General features: G+C 62.6%; 14 protein-coding genes. 6 read left to right on the top strand and 8 right to left on the bottom strand.

Annotated features, from left to right (window positions below):
- Together BC363_RS13960 and BC363_RS13965 are read left to right on the top strand one after the other, a co-directional pair.
- Positions 1 to 216, top strand: a 216-nt coding sequence (locus tag BC363_RS13960; protein ID WP_244519871.1) for an isocitrate/isopropylmalate family dehydrogenase, incomplete at its 5' end; no start/stop codon positions are given.
- A 408-nt stretch (positions 217 to 624) separates the two neighbouring features.
- Positions 625 to 1,299, top strand: a complete 675-nt coding sequence (locus BC363_RS13965; protein WP_065781550.1) for a phosphatase PAP2 family protein — start codon at positions 625 to 627, stop codon at positions 1,297 to 1,299.
- A 282-nt stretch (positions 1,300 to 1,581) separates the two neighbouring features.
- Here the strand turns inward: BC363_RS13965 and BC363_RS13970 are convergent, their stop codons facing one another.
- From BC363_RS13970 to BC363_RS13990, 5 genes are all read right to left on the bottom strand, one after another.
- The gene (locus BC363_RS13970) at positions 1,582 to 3,471 is read right to left on the bottom strand and encodes an MFS transporter (RefSeq protein WP_065781551.1); all 1,890 of its coding nucleotides are present in this window, start codon (positions 3,469 to 3,471) and stop codon (positions 1,582 to 1,584) included.
- Between the two features lie 171 nt (positions 3,472 to 3,642).
- Positions 3,643 to 4,905 carry an ABC transporter permease gene (locus BC363_RS13975; protein ID WP_065781552.1) on the bottom strand — a complete coding sequence of 421 codons (1,263 nt, stop codon included), beginning with the start codon at positions 4,903 to 4,905 and terminating at the stop codon, positions 3,643 to 3,645.
- Positions 4,902 to 5,591, bottom strand: coding sequence for an ABC transporter ATP-binding protein (locus BC363_RS13980; RefSeq protein WP_065781553.1), 690 nt, complete (start codon positions 5,589 to 5,591; stop codon positions 4,902 to 4,904). The genes BC363_RS13975 and BC363_RS13980 overlap by 4 nt, the downstream gene beginning before the upstream one ends.
- Positions 5,592 to 5,594: 3 nt before the next feature.
- Complete coding sequence (locus BC363_RS13985; protein ID WP_065781554.1) at positions 5,595 to 6,059, bottom strand: hypothetical protein; 465 nt, start codon at positions 6,057 to 6,059, stop codon at positions 5,595 to 5,597.
- Between the two features lie 212 nt (positions 6,060 to 6,271).
- Positions 6,272 to 8,023 (bottom strand): alkaline phosphatase, encoded by a 1,752-nt coding sequence (locus BC363_RS13990; RefSeq protein WP_065781555.1) that lies wholly within the window; start codon positions 8,021 to 8,023, stop codon positions 6,272 to 6,274.
- Between the two features lie 388 nt (positions 8,024 to 8,411).
- On the opposite strand from BC363_RS13990, the gene BC363_RS13995 reads away from it, so the two are divergent.
- Both BC363_RS13995 and BC363_RS14000 read left to right on the top strand, forming a co-directional pair.
- Complete coding sequence (locus BC363_RS13995) at positions 8,412 to 9,446, top strand: aspartate-semialdehyde dehydrogenase (RefSeq protein WP_053251133.1); 1,035 nt, start codon at positions 8,412 to 8,414, stop codon at positions 9,444 to 9,446.
- 207 nt (positions 9,447 to 9,653) lie between these two features.
- Positions 9,654 to 10,475 (top strand): lytic transglycosylase domain-containing protein, encoded by an 822-nt coding sequence (locus tag BC363_RS14000; protein WP_065781642.1) that lies wholly within the window; start codon positions 9,654 to 9,656, stop codon positions 10,473 to 10,475.
- 69 nt (positions 10,476 to 10,544) lie between these two features.
- On the opposite strand, the gene BC363_RS14005 is transcribed toward BC363_RS14000, so the two are convergent.
- Positions 10,545 to 11,192 (bottom strand): carbonic anhydrase, encoded by a 648-nt coding sequence (locus tag BC363_RS14005; protein WP_141690304.1) that lies wholly within the window; start codon positions 11,190 to 11,192, stop codon positions 10,545 to 10,547.
- Positions 11,193 to 11,261: 69 nt separating this feature from the next.
- A complete protein-coding gene (pdxY, locus tag BC363_RS14010; RefSeq protein WP_053251134.1) occupies positions 11,262 to 12,143 on the bottom strand; it encodes a pyridoxal kinase PdxY in 882 nt (293 codons plus the stop codon).
- A gap of 282 nt (positions 12,144 to 12,425) precedes the next feature.
- Between pdxY and BC363_RS14015 the strand changes: the two genes are divergently transcribed.
- Both BC363_RS14015 and BC363_RS14020 read left to right on the top strand, forming a co-directional pair.
- Entirely contained in the window at positions 12,426 to 17,219 is a 4,794-nt protein-coding gene (locus BC363_RS14015; protein WP_065781556.1) for an NAD-glutamate dehydrogenase, read from the top strand.
- 135 nt (positions 17,220 to 17,354) lie between these two features.
- Complete coding sequence (locus BC363_RS14020) at positions 17,355 to 18,788, top strand: MFS transporter (protein WP_065781557.1); 1,434 nt, start codon at positions 17,355 to 17,357, stop codon at positions 18,786 to 18,788.
- A gap of 145 nt (positions 18,789 to 18,933) precedes the next feature.
- Here the strand turns inward: BC363_RS14020 and purH are convergent, their stop codons facing one another.
- Positions 18,934 to 20,544, bottom strand: coding sequence for a bifunctional phosphoribosylaminoimidazolecarboxamide formyltransferase/IMP cyclohydrolase (gene purH / locus BC363_RS14025; protein ID WP_065781558.1), 1,611 nt, complete (start codon positions 20,542 to 20,544; stop codon positions 18,934 to 18,936).
- Positions 20,545 to 20,564 lie beyond the last annotated feature (20 nt).

Raw genomic sequence — 20,564 nt, forward strand, 5'->3', positions numbered from 1 at the left:
ATCGCCAACCCGATCGCCATGATCGCCTCCTTTGCCATGTGCCTGCGCTACTCCTTCAACCTGGTCAAGGACGCCGACAACCTGGAGAAGGCGATCGCCACCGTGCTCGACAAGGGCATTCGCACCGGCGACATCATGGCCGCAGGCGCACGCCAGGTCGGCACGATCGAGATGGGCGAAGCCATCCTCTCCGAGTTCAAGAGCCTGTCGGCCTGATTAGAGCATTTCCAGGAAAAGTGCGAAACGGTTTTCCGTCAGGGAATGTGTAAAAACAAAGAGATAGAGCGCTTCTACCACTCCGTCTAAGCGGAAACGCTCCAATCAAAGGCGCACCCGTTCGGGTGACGCTATCCAAACTTTCAAACACCTTCGGAGCGATCCGGAGGTGTTTTGCGTTCGGTGGTCTTGAATTTGGCGGCTAAACCGACACATGCAGGCAAAACTGCGAGCCATAGGTGCGGAGAGGGACCGTAGGGCATCTACAGCGCCGCGCGTCTTATCAGACGCGCAAAGGTCGCTGTAGCACTTTGAATTGCTGCATGTTTTTGTCCTTAAACCGGATACGATTTAAGGAAACATGCAGTAGGCGCATTTCTTGCATGCAGACCGTTTGGAAAGACAACCATGAACCGACCGCTCGCTTCAACCGGATGGATCCTCATCACGACGCTGATCCTCGTGCTTGCCTTCATCCCGCTCGATCCTTTCCTCTCGGAGCGGGCGCAGGCCCTGCCCGAGAGCATCGTCGCCTTCAACCGCCTGATCACCGACTTCGGCACCTTCGGCTGGATGATCTATCTCTCGGGTCTGGTCCTTGCCGTCGCCTTCATCCTGCGGCGTGCGCTCCATCAGGAGCCGCTTCAGCGCCAGGCCCGCACCGTGCGCAACCTTGCCGCCTATTTTTTCCTGACCATCGGCACCGCCAGCGTGCTTGCGCATGCGCTGAAGTTGCTGATCGGCCGCGCAAGGCCGGAACTTCTGGTCGACCTTGGCGCCTACAGCCTGACGCCGTTTACCGGCGACACCCTGTTCGAGAGCTTTCCATCGGGCCATTCGACCGCGGCCGGCGCTTTCTTCGGCGTCTTTGCCATGCTGCTGCCGAAGCTCCGGCCGGTCTTTTTCGTGCTGGCACTGGTGATCGGGATCTCGCGCGTCATCGTCGGCGCCCACTATCCGAGCGACGTTGCCGCCGGGCTGCTGCTCGGCCTCTGGACATCCCTGATGGTGGCGTTTCTCTTTGCCAAGCGCGGCTGGCTTTTCCGCCCCGACGAGGCGGGCTGGCCGATCCCCAAGGGCTGAGACACCCGCCCATAAAAAAGCCGGCGCGGAAGACCGCGCCGGAGTCAGGAGAGCCGTGATGCCTCTCGGGGAAGTCTTTACAGCGCCGCGCGTCAAACATGACGCGCTAAGGACGCTGTAACACTTTAAGCTTGCTGCATAATTTATCCTTAAATCGATTCCGATCTAAGGAATTATGCAGTGGAGCGTTTCCGGTTCAGACGGAGTTCCAGAAACGCTCTGTCTCTATGCTCTTGCGCATTTCCTGACGGAAAACCGCGTCGCACTTCTCCTGGAAATGCTTCAGTCCATCGCGTGGATGTCGCGATCCTTGGTTTCCGGCAGGAACAGCATGCCGATCACCAGGGTGATGCCCGCGAAAACGATCGGGTACCAGAGACCGTAATAGATATCGCCCTGGGCCGCGCTCATCGCGAAGGCCGTTGCCGGCAGCAGGCCGCCGAACCAACCGTTGCCGATATGGTAGGGCAGGGACATGCCGGTGTAGCGGATGCGGGTCGGGAACAATTCGACCAGCAGGGCGGCGATCGGGCCGTAGACCATCGTCACGTAGATGACGAGAACGGTCAGAACGGCGATGATCATCGTCCAGTTGACGTTGGCGGGATCCGCCACCATCGCGAAGCTGCCGCCCTTGGCAATCGTGTAGACGGCCATTTCGGTAGCAGTGCCGACTTCGTCCTTCGTCAAGAGCTTGTCGGCGATGAGCTTGTCGGCCGGGACCACGGTGTTTTCGCCACCACGAACGGCAGCCGCGTCAAGCGCAAGTTCCGGGTTGGCGGCGACAAAACCGTCGAGCTTGGATTCCGGAACCTTTGCCGCACCACGAACCAGCGGATAGCCGGCATCGTGCAGGGCCATGTTGACCTGCTTTTCAAAGGCACCGTTTGCAGCCTTGGCGCCATTACCTGCGGCGGCCGCGTCGTAGCTGTTGATCGTGGTTTCGCCGACCTTGACCGTGGCTGCAGTCCCGGCGGCCGCCGTCGTTACGACGTCGTAGGGGACCGAGTTCTTGGTCAGGAACGCCGTTGCGATGTCACACGAGGTCGTGAACTTCGCCGTACCGGTCGGGTTGAACTGGAATTTGCAGTCGCCCGGTGCGGCGGTCACGGTTGCCCGAACCGTTGCCTGGGCCTGGGCGAGCGCCGGGTTACCGGCCCACGTCAATGCCTTGAACAGCGGGAAGTAGGTGAGCATGGCAAGCAGCAGGCCGGCCATGATGATCGGCTTGCGGCCGATCTTGTCGGAGAGCCAACCGAAGAGCACGAAGAAGCCCGTACCGATCAGCAGCGAGGCGGCGACCATGATGTTGGCCGACTGACCATCCACCTTGAGCACGCCCGTCAGGAAGAACAGCGCGTAGAACTGACCGGAGTACCAGACGACGGCCTGGCCAACGACGGCGCCGAACAGCGCCAGAAGCGCGATCTTGGCGTTCTTCCACTGGCCGAAGGCCTCCGACAGTGGTGCCTTGGAACCCTTGCCCTCTTCCTTCATCTTCTTGAAGGCCGGCGACTCGTTCATCTTCAGGCGGATCCAGACGGAAACGCCGAGAAGCGCGACCGAGACGAGGAACGGAATGCGCCAGCCCCAGGCAGCAAAGGCTTCCTTGCCGACCAGGAACTGGACGAGCAGGATCACCACCAGCGACAGGAACAGACCGAGCGTCGCCGTCGTCTGGATCCAGGACGTGAAGTAACCGCGGCGTCCGTGCGGAGCATGCTCGGCCACATAGGTGGCAGCACCGCCATATTCGCCACCGAGCGCCAGGCCCTGAAGCATGCGCAGGGCGATGAGCAGGATCGGCGCGGCGATGCCAATGGAGGCAGCGCCAGGCAGGATGCCGACCAGGAAGGTCGACAGACCCATGATCAGGATCGTGACCAGGAATGTGTACTTGCGGCCGACGAGATCGCCGAGACGGCCGAAGACCAGAGCACCGAACGGGCGAACCAGGAAGCCCGCGGCGAACGCCAGAAGCGCGAAGATGTTTCGCGTCGTTTCCGGATAGGAGCTGAAGAAGGTCGCACCGATGTAAACGGCAAGCGAACCGTAGAGATAGAAATCGTACCATTCGAACACGGTACCAAGCGACGAGGCGAAGATGACCTTCTTCTCCTCGCCGGTCATCGGACGCGCTTTTACGCCGTCCGCTGTCAAGACATTTGCCATTTTGTTTATCCTCCACTCCAAAACAGCCCATTGGAGCGCCCATTGGCTGGCTCGGACATTCCTCCCTTGAACGTTCGAACGTGGTGCGCCTGACCAAAGGATGTCAGAAAAGAGGGACCGTAGGCAGGGATGCTTTCGGCTTATGACTTTCGTCTAAGAAGCCCCAGGACCTCAGGCCCTGAGGGCTGCCGCCGGCGATTGCCGGTAGGCGAGCACGGCCGGCAGCATGGCGAGGCAGCCGGCGAAGGCGAGAATGGCAAAGACAAGAAATCCGTCGCCGGCGGCGAACATGACAGGCATGGCAACGCCGCTCTCGCCGGAAAGATATCCGGCTATGAACTTGGCGGCGCCGAAGCCGAGCGCGAAACCGGAGAGCACGCCGGCAGCGATCAACGCAAACAGTTCGCTCCAGACAATGACAAATACCGCCGTGCGCGGCGCGCCGAATGCCCTAAGCGCCCCGATCTGCCGTCGGCGCTGGCCGACATGCAGGATCGTGACGAGCAGGATCGCGGCTGCAACCAGAACCTGGGCGCCCGTCGTCACCCCTACGAGCACCCGCTTGGCGTCGCCGAGCGTGGCATAGAGGTTCGTCAGCACCTCGCCGGGAAAAACCGCCAGCGTCGTGTTGCTGCGGTAGTCCTGCCGGAGCTTGTAGGCATCGGCGATCGACTTGGGTTTGACGAGGATTGCCGGCAGGCCGGGCGTGGCCTTGCTCCAATCTTCGTCGAGCGCCGCGTCCGCATCGATATGCGGGTGGTCCCCCCCTGCACCGGACGCGGTCTCGTCATGTGGGTGGTCGTCGTGGCCATCGGCATCGTCGTGTTCGGCCGCTGCCATTCCATGCAGCGCCCAGACGGCCTGCATCGGCACAAGAATGGCTCGGTCCCAAGCGGTACCCGTGGGCTTGAGCCGTCCGACGATGCGATAGGCGAGTTCCGTGTGGGCGTGACCGCCGAGTTCGGCAAGGCCGTGGGTGGGCTTGACCGCATAGCCGAGCGCCAGGTCGACGGCAGCGCCGGCGACGGCTTCGCCAAGGGTGGCAAAGACACGGCCTTCAGCAAGCTGTTCGAGCTCGCCGACCAGCCCGGTGGAAGTACCGACGACGGCATAGCCACCAAAACTGTCGCCGAAGCCGACCGGCGCCGCGGAGGCGACGCGCGGATCGGCCAGAAGGCGCGCCAGCACCGTGCCCTCCATCAAAGGCAGCGGCGAGGGTTGCAGGAAGATCGAGGAAAGCACGAGCTGCGTTTCGCTGCCGGGCGCGCCGATCACCAGATCGAACTTGTCGGCGGCGCGGGCGCTGCCAAGCCGAAGGGCGCGCTCCTGCAAGGTTACGGCAACGCCGAGCGCCGTTGCCAGCGCAACCAGCAGAACGACGACGAGAGAACCCGCCCAGAGACGGCGCAGATCCGCAAGGATGAAGCCGATCATGCTGCGCGCTCCTCGATCACCCCGTCTTCGACGATACGCCCGGCGGCAAGCCGGATGCGGCGATCCATGCGTCGCGACAGCGCCAACTCGTGCGTCGCGACGATCAGGGTGCAGCCGCTTTCGGTGGAAAGCTCGAGCAGCAGGTCGCCGACGGCATCGCCGGCGTCGCTGTCGAGGCTGGCGGTCGGCTCGTCGGCAATGACCACCCCCGGCTTGCGCAGCAAGGCACGGGCAATCGCCACACGTTGCATTTCGCCGCGCGACATGGTCTCGATCATCTGCGTCGACCGGGCGAGGCCGACGCGTTGCAGTAAATGTTCCGCGCGCGCGCCGACATCACGGGTCATGGCGCCGGAGAGCCTTGCCGGCAGCAGAACGTTTTCCAGCGCGCTGAGGCCGGGAAAAAGGTGAAAATCCTGCAGGACGAGGCCGATATTGGCGCCGCGCCAGCGATCGCGGGCGCCTTCGGAGAGCGCGCAAATATCGACGCCATCCCAGAGAATACGGCCTTGCCCGGCGCGCTCGAGCCCGGTCAGGATGCTGATCAGGGTACTTTTGCCGGATCCGGACGCACCGGTAAGCGCCACCCGGCTGCCGGCGGTGACACTGAGGCTGTCGATCGCCAGGGCCGGCGCCGCAAGGCCGGGAAAGCTGACATCGATCCCCGCGAGCTGAAGACCAAGCATGCGCTAGACCGTGTAGAACTGGGATGAACGCAGGCGGAGCAGGCTGACGAAACCCGTCTCCGGGTCCGTCCAGGAGCCGACCTCCAGCGTCCCGCGAACCTCGATCGTCTGGCCGGGCGGCACGAAGGTCTGCTTCTCCCCCAAATAGACGACGACGATGTTGTCCGGCCAGTCGGAATCCGACGAACAGAACGGACAAAGGGCCATCGGGATCTCCGTCAGCACGAAGAACGCCGCTTCCGCCTTGAGCGGCGGCGCCATGAAGCCGCGCATGCGGACTTCCTGGCCGGCAAGGCTCTTTACCTTTTGCGAGAATTCCAGACCGAGCACGCTCACCTTGCCGTAAAGCTCATCGAACGTGAGGCTGTCTTCGGCCAGGGCAGGGCGCCCATCAATCAAAATAGCCGCGCCGGCGATCAGGCCGAGCACGACTCGACGGCTCAAGGACATGGAGGTCGGTAGGGTCATCGTCTCATCGCCAATAGTACCCCGGCGGCACCTGCGCACCCCGCCGGCAGGAATGAACGTTACAGCGCCGCGCGTCTATTTAGACGCGCAAAGGTCGCTGTAACAGTTTGAGTTGCTGCATCATTTTGTCCTTAAATCGATTCCGATTTAAGGAATTATGCAGTAAGTGAAGCCTCCTCCCCGGTCTGAGGGAGGAGGCAGGTTTCAAACGATCAGTTGGTCTGCTTCACGCCGAGAGCAAGCGCGTCGACGAGAACGCGATAGACGTCGCTCTGCTCCATGTAACCCCTGAAGCCTTCGCTGCCCGGGCCTTCCGACTGCAGCACGACGTCATCGACCGTGTGCTGGCCGGTGCTTTCATCCTTCGGCAGGATGCCGACGCGCAGGACCGCGCCGGGCATGTCCTTGTAGGCTTCGTTGGCGACATACTCGTCCTTCTCGTTCTTCACCGCCGGCTCGAACGGGCCATCCAGCTTGGGGCTGAAGGTTTCGTAGTAGTCGGGGAAGTTGGAGACGAACATCGCCAGGCGGCGGCTCGCATCGATCTTGTCGGGGTAGCCGTCCTTGTTCTCGTCGGTGTAGTTCGGGAAGCCAGCCGAAGCGCCCGTCTTGACCTTGTCGCGGCCTTCCTTGCCCTCGACGGTGTCATCGATGATGCCGAGCAGCGAGACGCCATGGGTATGGTCGCCGGTAACGACGACCAGGGTATCCGGGTTGTTCTTCGCGAACTCGCGGGCAACACCGACCGCCTGGTCGAACTCTATGGTCTCGACGACGGCGCGTTCCATGTCGAGCGGATGGCTCATCTTGTCGATCGAAGCGCCCTCGACCATCAGGAAGAAGCCGTTTTCGTTCTTCGACAGCCGGTCGAGCGCGGTCTTGGTCATGTCGACGAGGCCGGGCTGGCCCGGGAATTTTTCGACCGTGCCCTTCTTCAGGAATTCGCGATCAAGCGTCACGTCCATGTTGCCGGTGTGGAACAGACCGAGAAGCTTGCCGTCTTCAGGCGCATTGGCGAGCTCGGTCTTGTCGGTGGCCAGCGCATAGCCGGCTTCCTGGAACAGCTTGATGTAGTCCTGGTTGTCCTTGCGCTTGGAGCCGGGTGTCTCCTTGCCGAGGAAATAGGCCGAGCCGCCGCCAAGGAGGACCTCCGGCTTGACGTCGTAGATCATGCCGACGATCTCGGCCTTGTCGTTGCGGTTGCGGGTGTGAGCGACGACGGCGGCCGGCGTGGCATCCTCGATTTCCGAGGTGGTGACGAGGCCGATCGACTTCTGCGTCTGGCGGCGCAGCGCTTCCGCGATGGTTTCGACGCGCGGATCGTCGAGGCTGTCGGGCGTGCGGTCGCCATAGACGCCGACGGCGTTGATCACGGTCTTGTGGCCGGTCATGTAGGCCGACATGGTGTTGGCGCTGTCGGTGTCGATCGAATTGGTTGCCGACGTGCCGATGAAGGCCATGCGCTCGAGATCATCCATGTTGAGGCGGCCATTGGCCTTACCCTCGGTCATGCCTTTCGACATGATGCGGGCGGCGGTGCGGTGCGCGACCGAAAGGCCGTCACCCAAAAGGAAGATCACGTTCTTGACCTTCGGCTGTTCGGTCGTGGCAAAGACGTCCCAGGTCACGGTCTTCGTCTGCTCGCCGGCCGTCACTTCGACCTTGTAGCTGCCCGGCGCGCCGATGATTGCATTGCGCAGCAGCAGCGCCGAACCGAGTTCCTTGTCTTCCTTGCCCTTTTCCATCGCGACATAGGCGGCTTCGGCACCGAGCGTTGCCTTGTAGTCCTGGCCGTTGACGGTCACCTTGATGTCTTCCGCCTTGACCGCACCCTTGAGCTCGACCTTGAAATCGAATGGAGAACCGGCAAGTATCGTCGCACGATCAAGGGGATAGACGTCCGCGGCCTGGGCTGCGTGGGTCAGAACCGTCGTAGCAAAGAGGGTGGCTAGAAGCGTGCGCATGGCAATCGTCCCTTTGAGGTGTCGGATTGCGCGGTCGTAACGCCCGGCCATGACAGCGCCATGACATTGCGATCACGTTTGCGGGCGCCAAGCATCGCACGCTTGACTCGCCGATAGAAACAATTATTAGGAGCCTCGGAAAGGAAGGCATTCCATGCTTCGCCGCGAACATAACTTCGCTGACAGCAGCGTCCTGGCAGAAATCGCCGGGCAGGATATGCATTTTCCAGCTTCCTTCAAAACAACGGCCAAAACGACGACGAAAACCGTCTGACGTCTCTGGCCCTCCGCTCTCTCCCCGGTTTGGCCGGGGACAGGAACCCTCGCGGCGGATCGCGCGGTTTCCCCCTCCACCCGACGAGGAGAGACAGAAAAGAGAGCTTAGATCATGGGTTTCAAGATTGCAGTCGCAGGCGCCACCGGCAATGTCGGCCGGGAGATGCTGAACATCCTTTCGGAACGCGGCTTTCCCGCCGATGAAGTGGTCGCCCTGGCTTCCGCCCGTTCCCAAGGCACGGAAGTTTCCTTCGGCGACAAGACGCTCAAGGTCAAGAACCTCGAAAACTACGATTTCTCCGATACCGATATCTGCCTGATGTCGGCCGGTGGCGCGGTATCGCTGAAGTATTCGCCGAAGATCGGCCAGCAGGGTTGCGTCGTCATCGACAACTCCTCGGCCTGGCGCTACGACGCCGAGGTGCCGCTGATCGTGCCGGAAGTGAACCCGGACGCGATCTCGCTCTTCACCAAGAAGAACATCATCGCCAACCCGAATTGCTCGACCGCTCAGCTCGTCGTCGCGCTGAAGCCGCTGCACGACCACGCCAAGATCAAGCGCGTCGTGGTTTCGACCTACCAGTCGGTTTCCGGCGCGGGCAAGGACGGCATGGACGAACTCTTCAACCAGACCCGTGCGGTCTTTGTTGCCGACCCGATCGAATCGAAGAAGTTCACCAAGCGCATCGCCTTCAACGTCATTCCGCACATCGACGTCTTCATGGAAGACGGCTACACCAAGGAAGAGTGGAAGGTTCTGGCCGAAACCAAGAAGATGCTGGATCCGAAGATCAAGGTGACCTGCACGGCCGTGCGCGTTCCGGTCTTCATCGGCCATTCGGAATCGGTCAACATCGAGTTCGAAAACGAGATCACCGCTGACGAGGCGCGCGACATCCTGCGCGAAGCGCCGGGCTGCCTGGTCGTCGACAAGCACGAGAACGGCGGCTACGTCACGCCTTACGAGTGCGCCGGCGAAGACGCGACCTACATCTCGCGCATCCGCGAAGACGCAACCGTCGAAAACGGCCTCAACATCTGGGTCGTTTCCGACAACCTGCGCAAGGGTGCGGCACTGAACGCGATCCAGATCGCCGAGTTGCTGATCAACCGCGGTCTGATCCGCGCCAAGAAGCAGGCCGCCTGAACAAACAGACGGTAAACCGCAAATAAGAACCCCGCCTGGCCCGTTATCGGCCTGCGGGGTTTCCCGTTTCACGGATCCGTGTGAGAAATTGATCGGATTCACGTGAAACCATTAGAGAATTTCCGCCAATTAGGGGCGGGTGACAGTGCCGGCGAAGGCTGGCATCTTTGTAACGGCAACCAGATTCTGGCCATGACGGGGTATTTCATGCACACGGCAAAGTGCGTAGCGATTGGGCTTGCGGCCCTGATTTCAACGGCGATCCTTCCGGCGAGCGCTTCAGCGGCACAGTGCGGCAATGACAGCAGCGGTTTTGCAACCTGGATGACGCAGTTCAAGCAGGAAGCCGCCGGCAACGGCATCAGCCCTGCGGTGCTCGACAAGGCGCTCTCCAGCGTCGCCTACAACAAGGCGACGATCCGCGCCGACCGTGGCCAGAAGAGCTTCAAGCTCTCGCTCAGCCAGTTCATGCAGAAGCGTGGCGGCCAGACGATCATTTCGCGCGGCAAGAAGATGAAGGCCCAGAATGCGGCGCTCTTTAACAGCATCGAGCAGCGCTACGGCGTGCCGGCCGGCCCGCTGATCGCCATCTGGGGCATGGAAACCGGCTTCGGCGGCTTCATGGGCAAGGAGCATACGCTCTCTGCCGTTTCGACGCTCGCCTATGACTGCCGCCGCTCCGACTACTTCACCAACCAGCTCTACGCGGCACTGCAACTCGTCCAACGCGGCGATCTCAGCCCGGCTGCACGGGGCGCTGCCCATGGTGAAATCGGACAGACCCAGTTCCTTCCGGCAAACGTGCTGAAATTCGGCGTCGACGGCGACGGCAACGGCCATATCGACATGGTTCGTTCGAAGGCGGACGCGCTTGCGTCGACCGCCAACTTCCTGCGTGGACACGGCTGGCAGCCGGGCGCTGGATATCAGCAGGGACAGGCGAATTTCGGCGCGATCCAGGGTTGGAACGCCGCCAGCGTCTACCAGCAGGCCATCGCCATCATCGGCGCCGAAATCGACGGCGACTGATCGCTAATCAAAGTTTCTCGAATGAAGAAAGCCCGGTTCGAAAGGACCGGGCTTTTTCTGTGGTTTCAATCACATGCCGGGACGGGCAAAATCGCCGGTCTTCGGATCCATCACCCAGAGCTCGCCGGTCGAGATGTCGAACCAGGCACCGTGAAGCTGGAGCTTGCCCTTCGCTTCGAGAATCTGGACGCAGGGGAAGGTGCGCAGATTGGCGATCGAGTTGCGGATCGAGACCCGTTCCAGCGCCCGCTGCCGCTCGGCCTGGGTCATCACGTCGTTGCTCTGGATCTGCTCGGCGGACGGCTTCAAGAGGTTCATCCAGCGGCCGATGAAATCACCCGGCGACAAGGGCTCGGCATCCAGGTCGAGCGCAGCCTTGATGCCGCCGCAGCGGCCATGGCCCATGACGACGATGTCGCTGACGCGCAGCGACTGGACCGCAAATTCCAGAGCTGCCGACGTCGAATGGTAGTGACCGTCGGGCTCGTAGGGCGGCATGAGATTGGCGACGTTGCGCACGACGAAGAGCTCGCCCGGACCGCTGTCGAAAATCGTCTCGGGCGCTGCCCGGGAGTCACAACAGGCGATGACCATGGTCTTGGGCTTCTGCCCGCTGTCCGCCAATGTCTTGTAACGCTGCTGCTGTTCGCTGAAACGACCGCTCATGAAGTTACGATAGCCGTTCAGAAGGTGGTCCGGAAAACGCTGCATATCCATCGGTTACCCCGCTGCTGTCGAGAGTTCAATCCACCAAGCCATCCGACGGCGTGCCGTGAACAGCTTCTTCTATTTCCGGCGCATCTGGCTCGGATGCAGCAGGCGCCGCATCTGCACCATCGCCATCGGCGTCGAGAGACTGGACGCATCCTGTTCGAGCGTCAGTTCATCGGCGCCGCGCTTGACCGTGCGCGCGATAATTTCGAAAACGCTGGCCGTGGCCATCTGAAGCGCGCGTTCCTCGGACAGTCCTTCCAGCAGACGCGCCAGGAACACCGCCGTCAGCAGATCGCCCGTGCCGTTCGGCGGGTTCTCGATCAGCCGATGCTCGGCAAGGAGCGCGTGGTTGCCGGAGAGATAGAGGTTCCCCGTGCCGCCGTTCATCATCGGGATCGCCGACGTGACGAGCATCCGCGAGGGACCGAGCGCCAGCGCCGCATCAAGAATTGCCGCGTTGGTCTCAAGCGTCGCGCCGGCCAGCCAGGCCAGTTCGAAGCGGTTGGGCGTGGCGAGGCTTGCAAGCGGCAACAGCCGGTCGCGGATGGCCGTTGCCGTCGCTTCGGGCACGTAGAGCCCTTCGGCGTCACCGATCACCGGGTCGCAGGCGTAGACGAGATCCGGATTGCGGGCGCGCAGGGCGGTGACCAGCCGGGCAACGCCATCTGCCTGCCCTGCCGAGCCGAGATAGCCGGAGAGCACCGCCCGAACCTCGCCAGCCCAGGGCGCCTGCGCCAGATCATCGATCACCGACTGGAACTCCGCGTCCGGTATCGTGATGCGCGTCGAACGGCCATGGCCGGGATGCCAGGGTAGAATGACCGTCGGCAGGGCCCACACGGGGTGGCCAAGTGTCTCCAAGGCGAAGACAACCGCCCGATTGCCGACGGTACCGCGAACCACATGACTAGAAATGACGATGACGGCGCCAGGCAAGGAGGGCATTTCGGGCATCGGCCAGTCCAATCCTTCGATTTGAACTCTGATCACCGACTGTCACCGCCATGTCAACAGGCTATGGCAGACAGGTTCCGCACAAGCCTCTGGCGTTTTCGTGCTTTTTCATCGAAATTCGAGCAATTTTCGCCAATTTGCCTTCGATTTAAATGGATTTAAGCTGTTTTCACGTGAGATTCTCCGACTTTTGGCTCGTTTTTGCCGAAATCGTCATAAAAAGCGGTCGCCATTAGCCATGGTTCTGATAGGGTCTAGCCTATCATGAATGGGAGAAACTTCATGGGCGTGAAATACAATCCGAAGCGGGACAGACACATCGACGCAGCGAAGGCGGCCGCCACCAAACTGGGCTCCGACGCGCTGGCGCCGGAGATCCTCTTCGGCGGGGCCAGCAACGACGACCTCGATCTCTATTCGGCGGACATGCTGGCACTGACGGCGGCCCATGCGAGAAGCGAAGTCGCACGCTGGGACGGCGGCAAACCTCAGGTTTCGGTCGAAACGGTGGCCGGCGTCGCGCCCGGCGGCACCGAGGTTTCGATCATTGCGGTCACGGAACACAACATGCCGTTCCTCTATGATTCGGTCATGGGCGAAGTGACGAGCACCCACCGCGACATTCATCTCGCGATCCATCCCATTCTGGTCCAGGAGCCGGGCAAGCCCATCAAGCTGTTCGATCCGGATGAACCGAGCGATCCGGCGCACCGGATCAGCCATATCCAGATCCACCTCGGCAAATTGACGCCGGCGGAGGCGCAATCACTCAGCAACCGCATCCGCGACGTGCTCGAACAGGTTCATCAGGCCGTGCACGACTGGCCGGCGATGACGACGCTGCTCGACCACGCCATGAAGGAGCTCGAGGACTACAGTGCCTCGCGCAAGAAGAGCGACCGCGACGAAGCGCTGGCGTTCCTTCGCTGGCTCAGGGACAACAACTTCACCTTCCTCGGCATGCGCGAATACACCTATTCCGGCAAGGGCGGGAAGGCGACGGTCGAGCGCGGCAAGGGCAGGGGCCTCGGCATCCTTTCCAATCCCGATGTGCGCGTGCTGCGCCAGGGCAAGGACGCGGTTCTGACGACGCCGGAGATTCTGGCCTTCCTCGAAAGCCCGGATTTCCTGATCGTCACCAAGGCCAATGTGAAGTCGGTCGTGCACCGGCGCGCCTATATGGATTATATCGGTGTCAAGCGTTTCGATGCCGACGGCAATGTCGCCGGCGAACTGCGCATCGTCGGCCTGTTCACCTCCTCGGCCTATACCCGCCAGGCGGCGGAAATCCCGCTCTTGCGCCACAAGATCGAGAAGATCGTCGACCATTTCGGCTACGATCCGCAGAGCCACTCCGGCAAGATGCTGGACAACACGCTCGAATCCTACCCGCGTGACGATCTCTTCCAGATCGACGTCGGTCTGCTGGCCGCCTTCTGCGAACAGATCAACGAGCTGGGCGACCGTCCGCGCATCCGCGTTCTGCCGCGCATCGACCATTTCGACCGCTTCGTTTCGGTCATCGTCTTCGTGCCGCGCGAACAATATGATTCCGATGTTCGCGAGAAGATCGGGGACTATCTGAAGACCGCCTATGACGGCCGCGTTTCGGCCTACTACCCGGCCTTCCCCGAAGGCGGTCTGGCGCGCGTGCACTTCATCATCGGCCGCTCCGCTGGCAAGACCCCGCGCATCCCGCAGGCCAAGCTCGAGGAGGCTGTACGCGGCATCGTCACCCGCTGGATCGATCGCTTCGACCTGCTTGCCCGCAAGGACGGCATCGAGCTTAGCGTTGGCGGAGCCTACCAGGCGGCCTTTGCACCGGCCGAAGCCTATGCCGACCTCGCCGATATCGCCGCCTGCAAGGCGGAAGATCCGATCCGGATCTCGTTCTACCACTATAACCGCCCGGTCAACCGTCCGGACACCGCGGAGCTGAAGATCTTCCACGCCGGCGAGCCCGTATCGCTCTCGCGCCGCGTGCCGCTGCTCGAAAACCTCGGCTTTCGGGTCATCAGCGAGCAGACCTACGACCTCAACGTCGGCAAGCATGGTGAGGACCAGCATCGCGTCGTCCTGCACGACATGGAACTGATCCATCGCGACGGTCACACTCTCAATCTCGAAAAAACCGGCGCAGCGCTCGAGGAAGCCTTCCTCGCCGCCTGGAACGGCACGATCGAGGACGACAACTTCAACAGGCTGATCCTGCTCGCCGGCTTGAACGCCCGCGAAGTGACGGTGCTGCGCGCCTATGCTCGCTACCTGCGCCAGGCCGGCATCACCTATTCGCAGGGCTATATCGCCGACACGCTGAACAAATATCCGGCGATTGCCGCCGATATCTTCAAGCTGTTCGTGACCCGCATGGACCCGGCGATCGAGGAGAAGCCGCGCGCCAAGAAATGCAACGCCCTGATCGCGTCGATCGAGACCGCATTGTCGGCGGTGCCGAGCCTCGACGAGGACCGGATCCTGCGCCGCTACGTCAATGTGATCGAGGCGACGCTCCGGACCAACTACTTCCAGAAGGACGCTGACGGAAAGCCGCGCGCGGTGCTCGCATTCAAGCTCGACCCCAAGCAACTCGAAGGCTTGCCTGAGCCGCGCCCGTTCCGCGAGATCTTCGTCTACGGCACCGAAGTCGAAGGTGTGCACCTGCGCTTCGGCAAGGTCGCCCGCGGCGGTCTTCGCTGGTCCGACCGCGCACAGGACTACCGCACCGAAGTGCTGGGCCTGGTCAAGGCACAGCAGGTCAAGAACGCCGTCATCGTGCCCGTCGGCGCCAAGGGTGGTTTCTATCCGAAGCAGCTGCCGGTCGGCGGCAGCCGCGACGAGGTGTTCAGGGCCGGCACCGAGGCCTACAAGACCTTTATCCGCACGATGCTGTCGGTCACCGACAACATCGTCGGCCAGGATGTCGTGCCGCCGGCCGACACGCTGCGCCGCGACGGTGACGATCCCTATTTCGTCGTCGCCGCCGACAAGGGCACCGCTACCTTCTCGGACACGGCCAACGGCCTCGCCCAGGAAGCGGGATTCTGGCTGGACGACGCGTTCGCCTCGGGCGGATCAGCCGGCTACGACCACAAGAAGATGGGCATCACCGCGCGCGGCGCCTGGGAAACCGTCAAGCGGCACTTCCGCGAGATGGACATCGACATCCAGACGACCCCGTTCACCGTCGCCGGCGTCGGCGATATGTCGGGCGACGTGTTCGGCAACGGCATGCTGCTTTCCGAAAAGATCCGTCTGCTTGCTGCCTTCGACCACCGCGACATCTTCATCGATCCGGCGCCGGATACCGATGTTTCCTTCGCCGAGCGCAAGCGCATGTTCGCGCTGCCGCGCTCAAGCTGGCAGGACTACGATCGCAAGACGCTTTCCGAAGGCGGCATGATCATTTCCCGCGCCGAAAAATCGGTGACGCTGACGCCGGAAGCCATGGCTGCGATCGGCATCGACAAGCAGAAGGCCACCCCGTTCGAGATCATGAACGCGATCCTGAAGAGCCAGGTCGATCTCCTCTGGTTCGGCGGCATCGGCACCTATGTACGCGGCAGCAACGAGACGGATGCCGAAGTCGGCGACCGCGCCAATGACTCAATCCGCGTGGCGGCCGAAGAGGTCCGCGCCCGTGTCATCGGCGAGGGCGCAAACCTCGGCGTCACCCAGAAGGGCCGTATCGGCTTCGGCCTCAACGGTGGTCGCTGCAACTCCGACGCCATCGACAACTCGGCGGGCGTCAATTCCTCCGACGTCGAGGTCAACATCAAGATCGCGCTAGCCTCCGCCATGCGCGATGGTCGCCTGACCCGGCCGAAGCGCAACACCCTGCTGGCGTCGATGACCGAGGAAGTCGGCCATCTCGTACTGCGCAACAACTACGGGCAGTCTCTGGCGATCTCGCTGACCGAACTGCAGGGTGCAGGCAACCGGACGACGCTCGGCCGCCTGATGACCCGGCTCGAGGCCGACGGCCATCTCAACCGCAAGGTCGAGACACTGCCGACCGACCAGGCCATGACCGAGCGCTATCAGGCGGGCAAGCCGCTGACGCGCGCGGAAATCGGCGTGCTGCTGTCCTACTCGAAGCTGGTTCTGTTCGACGAGCTGATCGCCAGCGAGCTTCCCGACGACCCGTATTTCACGGCGACACTGGAACGCTACTTCCCGGGCAAGATGCGCAAGGCCTATGCCGGCGACATCCATGGCCACCGGCTGCGCCGCGAGATCATCGCGACGGTGCTGGCCAACGAAACCATCAATCGCGGCGGCCCCGCCTTCGTTTCGACCTTGACGGACGCGACCGGCTTCCTCTCGGCGGACGTGGTCAAGGCGGCGGTTCTCGCGCTCGACGGCTTCGATCTGCCGCGGATCTATGACGAGATCGACGCCCTGGACAACCGCATCAGTGGCGGCCTCCAGAACGCGCTCTATCAGGAAGTCGGGCGCATCTTCGCGCTTGTAACGGAGAGGGCACTGCGCACCCACGCGGCAACGGGCTCGGTCTCGGACGCCGTGACGCGCCTGCGCGATGGTCTGCAGAAGCTCCGCGGCACCATGCGCACCGCAATTTCAGGCGAAACCGCCGACGAGGCTCGGATAAAGACCGCAGCCTTCGTCGAGGGTGGCGTGCCGGAGAAACTGGCGGACGAGATCTCGGAACTCGCGCTGATGACCCTCGTGCCCGAAATCATGCAGATCGCCACTGAAACTGGCGAAACGCTGAGCCGCACGGCACAGGGCTATTTTGCCGTCACCGAAACGCTGCGGATCAACCGCCTGCTGGCGGCAGCCGATCGTGTCCCGGCGACAGAGCAGTTCGAGGCAATGGCGCTGTCGCGCGCAGTCTCGGATATTGCCGGTGCCAGACGCGACATCACGGCAGCGGCCTTGCGCGAACAGAAGAGCGAGCGCAATCCGGTGCAGGCCTGGCAGGAAAACGACCACGAACGCGTTTCACGCGCCGGTGGTCAGTTGACGCTTCTGACCGAGAAGGGCGAGACAACGCTTGCCAAGATCACCGTTGCTGCAGGTCTGCTCAACGACCTTGCACGCGGCAGGGCGAAATGACACAGTCCGCCCCGAGCTAGCGCAAATCGGGCCGGGGCAGTTCCGTCAACCCGGTCTCGATAAGCGAGATATGACGATCTTTCTGCGCCGCGCGTTCACTTGGACGCACGGCGCAGTCATTTCCGGGAGGGGCAATTGGCGATTTCGGCGGACAGGGCTGCGGACAAGCCGGGAGCGACGCGTCTCGGCATTGCCGGATGGATGCTGTTCGACTGGGCGGCCCAACCCTTCTTCACGGTCATCACCACCTTCATCTTCGGCCCTTACTTCGTCTCGCGACTGACGGAAGATCACGCTCAGGGCCAGGCGCTTTGGGGTTACACCCTCACCGTTTCCGGCATCATCATCGCCATTCTCTCCCCGGTTCTCGGCTCGATCGCCGACGCCACCGGGCCGCGCAAGCCCTGGATCGGTTTTTTCGCGGTGATCAAGATCGTATCGCTGGCGATGCTCTGGTTTGCCGCCCCCGGCTCGCCGATCATCTACGCCGCCATCTTCATGGTGCTGGCCACTGTCGCCGCCGAATTCTCGATCGTCTTCAACGATTCGATGATGACGCGACTGGTGGACGAGAAGGACGTCGGCCGCATCTCCAACATCGCCTGGGGACTCGGCTATCTCGGCGGCATGATCGTGCTGATCGCCGTCGTCGCGCTCCTGGCTGGTAGCCCGGAAGACGGCAAGACGGCGGCCGGTATCGATCCCCTGTTCGGGCTCGATCCGGCAAAGGGAGAAGACGCGCGTATCACCGGGCCGATATCGGCGCTTTGGTATCTCGTGTTCATTATTCCGATGTTCCTGTTCACCCCTGACGCGACGAAGGCGAGCATGTCGCTCGCGAAGGCGACGCGAACGGGCCTGCGCGAGTTGAAGGGCACGCTCGGCGAGCTGCGGCAGAGACCCGGCATCCTGCGCTTCCTGATCGCCCGCATGATCTTTCAGGATGGAGTGAACGGCTTGCTCGCGCTTGGCGGCACCTTCGCCGCCGCCATGTTCGCCTGGCAGACCATGGAACTCGGCATTTACGGCATCATCCTCAACGTCGTTGCCATCGGTGGCTGCCTCTATGCCAGCAGGCTGGACGCGCGCCTCGGCTCTAAGACCATCGTGATCGCCAGCCTCGTCTGCCTGATCATCGCCACCCTCGGCATCGTCTCGACCGGACCGGGCTTCACCTTCTTCGGTCTGCTGCCGCTGCCAACGGAGGATTCCGGCGGCATCTTCGGCACGGCAGCCGAAAAGGCCTATATCGTCTATGGCCTGCTTGTCGGCATCGCCTTCGGGCCGGTCCAGGCCTCTTCCCGCTCCTATCTCGCGCGCAGCGTCAGCATCGACGAAGCCGGCCGCTATTTCGGCCTCTACGCGCTCTCGGGCCGAGCCACCTCGTTCCTGGCGCCTGCGTCGGTGGCCACGATCACGCTCATGACGGGTTCTGCCCGCATCGGCATGATGGCGCTGGTGGCATTCCTCGTTGTCGGCTTCCTGATCCTGCTGCGTACCCCCTATCCGGCGAATGCCGGAAATACGGAAGCCGCCGCGCCCTGGGGACGCGACGGCTCCGAAGTCTGACGACAGGAAAAGACAGGAGCTGACGCTCCCGTCAACGTGCACCAAAAGCCCGCCGCAATCTCCGGGATCGCTTACTGCGCTTTAAGCTCTTGTTTTTGCGCATGTCGTTATCGCAAAACCGCTGCGCACTTTTGCGCGACAGGTACTAGTGGCGGAAGTGGCGCATGCCGGTAAACACCATCGCGACGCCGTGCTCATCGGCCGCGGCAATCACTTCCTCGTCGCGCATCGAGCCGCCCGGCTGGATCACCGCCGTGGCGCCGGCAGCGATCGCCGACAGCAAACCGTCGGCAAACGGCAGGAAGGCCTCGGAGGCGACGGCCGAGCCGCGCGTCAACGGCGTTGCCAGACCCAGCGCCTTGGCGGCTTCCTCGGCCTTGATCGCGGCGATGCGGGCGGAATCGACCCGGCTCATCTGTCCGGCGCCGATGCCCGCCGTCTGGCCGTCCTTGGCATAGACGACGGCGTTCGACTTCACATGCTTTGCCACCTTGAAGGCAAACTTCATGTCTTCCAGTTCCTGCGCCGTCGGTGCGCGCTTCGTCACCACCTTCAACTCCAGGTCCTCGACCATGCCGTTGTCGCGGGTCTGGACGAGAAGGCCGCCGGATACGGTTTTGGCGGAAAGGCCGGGGATGCGCGGATCCGGCAAGGCGCCCGTCGTCAGCAGCCGCAGGTTCGGCTTGCGGGCGATGACGGCCTTGGCCTCGTCGCTGACCGCGGGCGCGATGATCACTTCGGTGAAGAGCTTGACGATCTCTTCAGCCGTCTCGGCATCGAGCAGCTGGTTGAGCGCGATGATGCCGCCGAAGGCGGAGGTGGAATCACAGGCAAGCGCCCGCCGGTAGGCCTCGACCAGCGTCGGAGCCGTGGCCACGCCGCAAGGGTTGGCATGCTTGATGATCGCAACGGCCGGGGCTATTTCCGGCAGGAACTCGGCCACGAGTTCGAAGGCGGCATCGGTGTCGTTGATGTTGTTGTAGGAAAGCTGCTTGCCCTGCAGCAGCTTAGCTGTGGCGACGCCCGGACGGTTCTCGCCGGTGACGTAGAAACCGGCCTTCTGGTGCGGGTTTTCGCCGTAGCGCATCTCTTCCTTCAAGACGCCGCCGAGAACGCGGTGGCGCGGCATCGGCGTGTCGAGCGCCTCGGCAAACCAGTTGGAAATGGCTGCGTCATAGGCAGCCGTGCGGGCATAGGCCTTGGCTGCCATCTTCTGGCGGAACGCATAGGTCGTTGCACCCGAGGCAAGCTCTTCGAGCAGGACCGGATAGTCGGCCGGATCGGTGACGATGGTGACATAGGCGTGGTTCTTGGCGGATGCGCGGATCATTGCCGGGCCACCGATATCGATGTTTTCGACCGTCGTCGGATAATCGCCGCCCTGCGCGCGAACCTCCTCGAAGGGATAGAGATTGATCACCGCCAGATCGATCGCGGTGATGCCGTGCGCCGACATTGCCGCCTGGTGCTCGGCATCGTCGCGGATCGCCAGCAGACCGCCGTGTACGCCCGGGTGAAGGGTCTTTACCCGACCGTCCATCACCTCGGGAAAACCCGTCAGTTCCGAGACGTCGCTGACCGGAAGGCCGGCCTGCGACAGCGCCTTGTGCGTGCCGCCGGTCGAAACCAGACGTACGCCTTTTTCATGCAGGGCGCGGGCAAGCTCGACGACACCGGTCTTGTCCGACACGGAGAGAAGAGCGGTCCGGACTGGAACCTCGTTCGGGGCGGGAATTTTCTTGGAGGCGACAGCCATCAACCATGCTCCTTTGGCGG

Source organism: Ensifer sp. LC384, from assembly GCF_001695865.1.
Classification (GTDB): domain Bacteria; phylum Pseudomonadota; class Alphaproteobacteria; order Rhizobiales; family Rhizobiaceae; genus Ensifer.

What these genes read in the sequence shown, in the direction of transcription:
- BC363_RS14015 (WP_065781556.1), top strand. Translation starts at nt 12,426, where the DNA reads ATGGGCGTGAAATACAATCCGAAGCGGGACAGACACATCGACGCAGCG.
- pdxY (WP_053251134.1), bottom strand. Translation starts at nt 12,143, where the DNA reads ATGCCCGAAATGCCCTCCTTGCCTGGCGCCGTCATCGTCATTTCTAGT.
- BC363_RS13990 (WP_065781555.1), bottom strand. Translation starts at nt 8,023, where the DNA reads ATGCGCACGCTTCTAGCCACCCTCTTTGCTACGACGGTTCTGACCCAC.
- BC363_RS14005 (WP_141690304.1), bottom strand. Translation starts at nt 11,192, where the DNA reads ATGGATATGCAGCGTTTTCCGGACCACCTTCTGAACGGCTATCGTAAC.
- BC363_RS13985 (WP_065781554.1), bottom strand. Translation starts at nt 6,059, where the DNA reads ATGACCCTACCGACCTCCATGTCCTTGAGCCGTCGAGTCGTGCTCGGC.
- BC363_RS13995 (WP_053251133.1), top strand. Translation starts at nt 8,412, where the DNA reads ATGGGTTTCAAGATTGCAGTCGCAGGCGCCACCGGCAATGTCGGCCGG.
- BC363_RS13975 (WP_065781552.1), bottom strand. Translation starts at nt 4,905, where the DNA reads ATGATCGGCTTCATCCTTGCGGATCTGCGCCGTCTCTGGGCGGGTTCT.
- BC363_RS13970 (WP_065781551.1), bottom strand. Translation starts at nt 3,471, where the DNA reads ATGGCAAATGTCTTGACAGCGGACGGCGTAAAAGCGCGTCCGATGACC.
- BC363_RS14000 (WP_065781642.1), top strand. Translation starts at nt 9,654, where the DNA reads ATGCACACGGCAAAGTGCGTAGCGATTGGGCTTGCGGCCCTGATTTCA.
- BC363_RS13980 (WP_065781553.1), bottom strand. Translation starts at nt 5,591, where the DNA reads ATGCTTGGTCTTCAGCTCGCGGGGATCGATGTCAGCTTTCCCGGCCTT.
- purH (WP_065781558.1), bottom strand. Translation starts at nt 20,544, where the DNA reads ATGGCTGTCGCCTCCAAGAAAATTCCCGCCCCGAACGAGGTTCCAGTC.
- BC363_RS13965 (WP_065781550.1), top strand. Translation starts at nt 625, where the DNA reads ATGAACCGACCGCTCGCTTCAACCGGATGGATCCTCATCACGACGCTG.